Origin of the sequence: Prosthecobacter sp. (assembly GCF_044373815.1) — a bacterium.
Classification (GTDB): Bacteria; Verrucomicrobiota; Verrucomicrobiia; order Verrucomicrobiales; family Verrucomicrobiaceae; genus Prosthecobacter.
The window spans coordinates 1-5,268 of sequence record NZ_JBIPNG010000463.1 but is presented as its reverse complement, the minus strand read 5'-3'; the positions used below and the strand labels follow the sequence as shown (position 1 = coordinate 5,268).

The window sequence follows — 5,268 nt, the reverse complement described above, 5'->3', positions numbered from 1 at the left end:
TGTGGCGCAGGCTTGCGCTGTTCAGCATGATCCTGCCCATCGCCATCGTGGCAAATATGGCGCGCATCCTGGTCCTAATCTTCACAGCCATGGTCTTCGGGCAGCAATGGGCCATTGGCGATGCCGAAAAAGAAGTGTCCGTCTTCCACGAATTCACCGGCATCGTGGTCTTCCTTGTGGCGCTGCTTCTGCTGCAGTTCGCTTCCTGGCTGCTGGATCGCTCATGCGGCGGCCCGGGCTTTAAAAATTCGCGCACCGTCTCACGTCAGGTGGTTGCCCCTGTCTAATGATCGCTCGCGCTTTCATCCTCCTTCTGCTCTGCGGCATGACGTTGTTGCTCTGCCAGTTTTCGCCCGCGATGAGAGGCGGCGATGAATCAGGCGTGCTGGCCGAACTGCCCGTAGTCGCAGGTGATTTCGTCGGCGAGAACGAAGCACCAAGCGAGCAGGAAATCACATTGCTCCCCAGTGACACGATCATCGTCAAACGGGCGTATCGCACACCTGGACGATCCATTGGAAGTCGCGATCTCGTCCAGGCGTCGCTCGTCATTGCAGGCAATGACAGCCGCAGTATCCACCGCCCTGAGGTCTGCCTCGATGGCCAGGGCTGGACCGTCGTCGACTCCCGCGTGCGCGAGGTCAGGCTGCTCTCCGGCGAAGTCTTGCAGGTGCGCGACCTCGCCATCATGCGCGAAGTACTGCTCGGTAATGGAACGAAGCTGCCGCTGCATGCCCATTACATCTATTGGTTCGTCGGGGAGAATGTCACTACTCCGAGCAATCTGGAACGTCAGCTCCTGAGTTTCCGCGACAATATTTTGCACAACATCAACCATCGCTGGGCCTATCCCTCCGTCATGGCCTGGGTCACCGAAGGCATGCCGCCTCAGAAGTCTGGCCAGCGCATGCGAAGCGATGAAGAAACCGTCACGATGCTGCTCAATCTCGTACGCACTCTCGCACCGAAGTTTCAGAAAAATCTCATGCCACCCTCATGAAGCAGACGCTCGTCCATCACATCTGGCGGCTGATTTTCAAAACCTTCCGCAGAAAGCGTTTCGCACAGTTTGTGGACCGCATTCAGCCGCAGCCACACGAGCGCATTCTCGACATCGGCGGTTATCCGGCCACGTGGGAAGGGCATGAGCAGATCGCGGCGGAAATTCATATCGTCAATGTCCACGCCATCACCCCGCCTGCGGATCCGGGGCATTTTCGTTTTCAGGTTGCGGATGGCTGTGCGCTGCCATTTGCAGACCAGTCCTTCGACATCGTTTTTTCCAACAGCGTCATTGAGCACGTGGGTGATTTTGAACGTCAGAAAGCCTTCGCTGCTGAGGTGATCCGCACGGGCAGGCGCTTGTGGGTCCAGACACCTGCGCAGGAGTTTTGGATCGAGCCGCACTTCATGACCCCCTTTATCCATTGGCTGCCAAAATCCTGGCAGCATCGTCTCACGCGCAACTTCAGCGTCTGGGGCTGGCTCACCCGTCCAGATACACAGCAGGTCGCCGCATTCATCGGCGACATCCGCCTCCTCACCCATGCGGAAATGGTGCAGCTCTTTCCTGGCTGCGAGATTCTTCGCGAGAAGGTCTGCCTCGGCCTCTTCACCAAAAGTTACATTGCCGTAAAAACTTTATGATCGACCGTCTTCTACAACATCTTCAACCATTGGGACGTGTCGCCGTCGCCTATTCAGGAGGTGTGGACAGCACGCTCGTTCTGAAAGCCGCGCTGGATGCCTTGGGCGCTGAAAATGTCATCGCTCTTCTCGCCGTCTCCCCCAGTCTGCCGCAAAGCGAAAAGGACGAAGCGGTCGCACTTGCTCAACAGCTCGGTGCCCGCCTCGAACTGCTGCCGACCGCAGAAGTGAACGATCCCGCCTATCAGGCGAATGCACCAAATCGCTGCTACTTTTGCAAGGACCACGTGTATCGCGCTCTGCGTCAGTTCGCAGAACAGAACGGCATCGACCACGTGCTTGATGGCATGAATGCCGAGGATACGCTCGACGTGCGCCCTGGCCGCGCAGCAGCTCGTGAACTACAAATCCTCAGCCCCTTGCACGACCTCGGTTTCAGTAAACAGGACGTGCGTCACTTTGCCAGAGCCCTCGGTCTGCCGAACTGGGACAAGCCCGCCGCCGCCTGCCTCGCTTCCCGCGTGCCGTATGGTACGAGTGTGACTCCGAAACTGCTCTCGCAGATTGAGCGCGCTGAGGCCGCACTGTTTGACCTCGGCTTCCGTGAACTGCGCGTGCGGCATCATGGCGATGTGGCCCGCCTTGAAGTGCCCGAGGCCGATCTGCTACGCGCCTTGCAGCAGCGCGAGGCCATCACCACGGCTCTGCGTGCCACTGGGTACACCTACATCACCCTTGATCTCGCCGGGTTGCGCTCCGGCAGCATGAACGAAGTGCTCAAAGCCCGCTCCGCATGAACGAATCAAAACTGGCTGACCTTCTCGCTCAAGTCAGCGTCGGCACATTGCCTCCTGATCAGGCGCTGGAACGTCTGCGCACCCTTCCGTTTGCCGAATCAGGCCAGGTGTTGGCCGACACGCATCGCATGATCCGCCAGGGCTTTCCTGAAGCCGTGTATGCCGAAGGGAAAACACTCGCCCAAACCACAGATGCCCTCACCGCCCTCGTCGCTGCTCATGGAGGTGCCCTCGCCACCCGAGTAACATCCGAAGTCGCCTCATCGCTGCTGCAGTGTTTTCCCACCGGCAGCTATGACAGCGTTTCTCGCCTCTATCGCATCGGTCAAATGAGCGGCACCTTTTCCTCCGCGCCTGTGGCGGTCGTGTGTGCCGGCACCTCAGATTTGCCGGTTGCCGAAGAATCCGCGCAGACCCTGGAATTCGCTGGCGCAAAAGTGAACCGCTTCACCGATGTCGGTGTGGCGGGTCTTCATCGTCTGCTCGCACGCCTCGATGATTTACGGGCGGCGAGCATCGTCATCGCCATCGCCGGTATGGAAGGCGCGCTCCCCAGCGTTCTCGGCGGACTCGTCGCAGCTCCCGTGATCGCGGTTCCAACAAGTGTCGGTTATGGTGCTAATCTCCATGGCATCTCCGCCCTTCTCAGCATGCTCAACACCTGTGCCAGTGGCCTCACCGTCGTGAACATCGATAATGGCTTTGGCGCCGCTGTTGCTGCGCTGCGCATTCTGAACATGCCGCCGAAGGCTTGATCATGTCGCTCGAAGACGCCCTTTACCCGCTGCTCAAACTCTACGAGGCAGCACCTCAGCCCGTGAAGTCGCTGGCAGGTCGGGCTTATCGCGCGCTCCCGCCCTCCCTGCGCTACGGCCCGTCCTACACTCGATTTCAAAACGAAGCGCGTGAGGTTGAGACGTGGGATGCGGAGACCATCCGACACTATCAGATCAAAGCATTACGCGAGTCGCTGATAGCAGCAGCGAAGGCGCCGTTTTATGCAGAGCGATTTGCAACAAGTGGCATCGATCCGGCGAAGTTCGAAACGCTGGAGCAACTCGCCGATTATCCACTGCTGACAAAGCAGGATCTGATTTTGCACCGCGAGCAGATGGTCAATCCCGAGTTCGACGCCAAGCAGCGCCTCTACATCACCACCGGCGGCTCAAGCGGCGTCCCCGTCGGCTTCTATCTGCACAAAGGCGTGAGCCGCCCGAAAGAGCAAGCCTATCTGGAGGCGCAGTGGTCACGGCGTGGCTATCGCGTCGGAGACCGTGTAGCCGTCATTCGCGGGAGCGTCACCTCCAGCAAAGCCGGTGGTGCCATCAGTTATTACGATGCCACACGAAACTGGCTCATTCTCTCCTCCTATCATCTCACGCTTGAGCGCCTGCCCGAGTATGTGGCCGCATTAAACCGCTTCCGTCCGCAGCACCTGCATGCTTATCCCAGTGCCGCACTCATGCTGGCGCGTGGCTTGGAGCAGACAGGCCTGAAGCTCGACTTCAAGCTGACTTCGGTGCTTTGCGGCTCTGAAAAGCTCACAGGAGAATCCCAACAGTATTTGGAGCACTTTTTCAAAGCGCCCGTGTTTCACTGGTATGGTCACAGCGAGCGCGTCGTCCTCGCCGCGCAGGGCCGCACGTCCAATCATCTGCATTTCTGGCCCACCTATGGTTTCGTCGAATTTGGCGAGCCAGATGGACAGGGAAACTGTGAGATCATCGGCACCTCCTTCCACAATCACGTCATGCCGCTGATCCGGTACCGCACGGGAGACTATGCAAAAATCACAAATGGCGAGGTTTCGGAAATCGTTGGACGCGATTACGAGTTTCTTGTCAGCGCCACCAGCCGTCGCATCTCACTCACCGCGATCAACATGCACGATTCCATCTTCGACGGGCTGCTCGCCGTCCAGTTCTTCCAAGAACACGCAGGTGTTGTGGAATGTCGCTTTCAACCAGGTCCACAATGGCAAAGCAACCGCGAACCGGCAATGCAGGCAGGCCTGCTGAAAAAACTTGGCGATGACTTCACACTCACCTTGCAGCAGGTATCGGAAGTCGAGAAGACCACTGCTGGCAAGCACAAGTGGCTGGTGACCAATTTGAAAATCGTGAATTGAAAAGCTCATTGATGAAACAACTCGCCCAATACCAAGACGGACGCCTTGAACTGCAGGACGTTCCTGCGCCAGTGCCGCCGCCGGGAGGCATCTTGGTGCAAACGACCTGCTCAGTGATCTCGCCGGGAACGGAACGCATGAAGGTGGAGCAGGCCCGGATGTCGCTTCTTCAAAAGGCGAAGGCGCGGCCGGATCAGGTCAAGAAAGTGATCGATACGGCGAAGACCCTGGGCTGGAAAGCCGCCTTGCAAAAGGTGCGCAACCGCCTCGAATCGCCAACCCCTCTGGGCTACTCGGCTGCCGGAATCGTGGTGGCGGTGGATGAACTGAACTCACGTTTTCATGTGGGCGATCGCGTGGCCTGCGGCGGTGCGGAGTGTGCATTTCATGCGGAGATGATCGCGGTGCCAGATCTGCTCGCCTCACCCATTCCCGCCGGTGTGGAAGACTGGCAGGCAGCTTATACGACGCTCGGGTCGATCTCCATGGAAGCCGTGCGCCAAAGCGGCGTTCGAATTGGCGAACGTGTGCTCGTGATGGGGCAGGGGCTCGTCGGCCTGCTGGCAACGAGTTTGCTGAAGGCCTCCGGTGCAAGAGTGATGGCCGCGGACTTTGTCGCCGATCGTCTGCAAACCTCACTCGCGATGGGTGCAGAGCGCATTGTGAATCCATCACAATCAAAGCTCGAAGACGAAG

General features: G+C 58.6%; 7 protein-coding genes. All 7 read left to right on the top strand.

What is annotated here, in order from left to right; translation table 11 throughout:
* A partial coding sequence (locus tag ACIREA_RS26105; protein WP_397385257.1) for an archaeosortase/exosortase family protein occupies window positions 1-287 on the top strand: 287 nt, incomplete at its 5' end.
* Window positions 287-1,000: an exosortase-associated EpsI family protein gene (locus tag ACIREA_RS26100; RefSeq protein ID WP_397385256.1), complete on the top strand. Its 714-nt coding sequence runs from the start codon at window positions 287-289 to the stop codon at window positions 998-1,000. The genes ACIREA_RS26105 and ACIREA_RS26100, both read left to right, overlap by 1 nt.
* Complete coding sequence (locus ACIREA_RS26095) at window positions 997-1,647, top strand: class I SAM-dependent methyltransferase (RefSeq protein WP_397385255.1); 651 nt, start codon at window positions 997-999, stop codon at window positions 1,645-1,647. The genes ACIREA_RS26100 and ACIREA_RS26095 overlap by 4 nt, the downstream gene beginning before the upstream one ends.
* Window positions 1,644-2,444, top strand: coding sequence for an ATP-dependent sacrificial sulfur transferase LarE (gene larE / locus ACIREA_RS26090; protein ID WP_397385254.1), 801 nt, complete (start codon window positions 1,644-1,646; stop codon window positions 2,442-2,444). The genes ACIREA_RS26095 and larE overlap by 4 nt, the downstream gene beginning before the upstream one ends.
* Window positions 2,441-3,199: a nickel pincer cofactor biosynthesis protein LarB gene (larB, locus tag ACIREA_RS26085; protein WP_397385253.1), complete on the top strand. Its 759-nt coding sequence runs from the start codon at window positions 2,441-2,443 to the stop codon at window positions 3,197-3,199. The genes larE and larB overlap by 4 nt, the downstream gene beginning before the upstream one ends.
* A gap of 2 nt (window positions 3,200-3,201) precedes the next feature.
* The gene (locus ACIREA_RS26080; RefSeq protein ID WP_397385252.1) at window positions 3,202-4,572 is read left to right on the top strand and encodes a phenylacetate--CoA ligase family protein; all 1,371 of its coding nucleotides are present in this window, start codon (window positions 3,202-3,204) and stop codon (window positions 4,570-4,572) included.
* A gap of 11 nt (window positions 4,573-4,583) precedes the next feature.
* Window positions 4,584-5,268: zinc-binding alcohol dehydrogenase (locus ACIREA_RS26075; RefSeq protein WP_397385251.1), on the top strand; the 685-nt coding region annotated here is incomplete at its 3' end.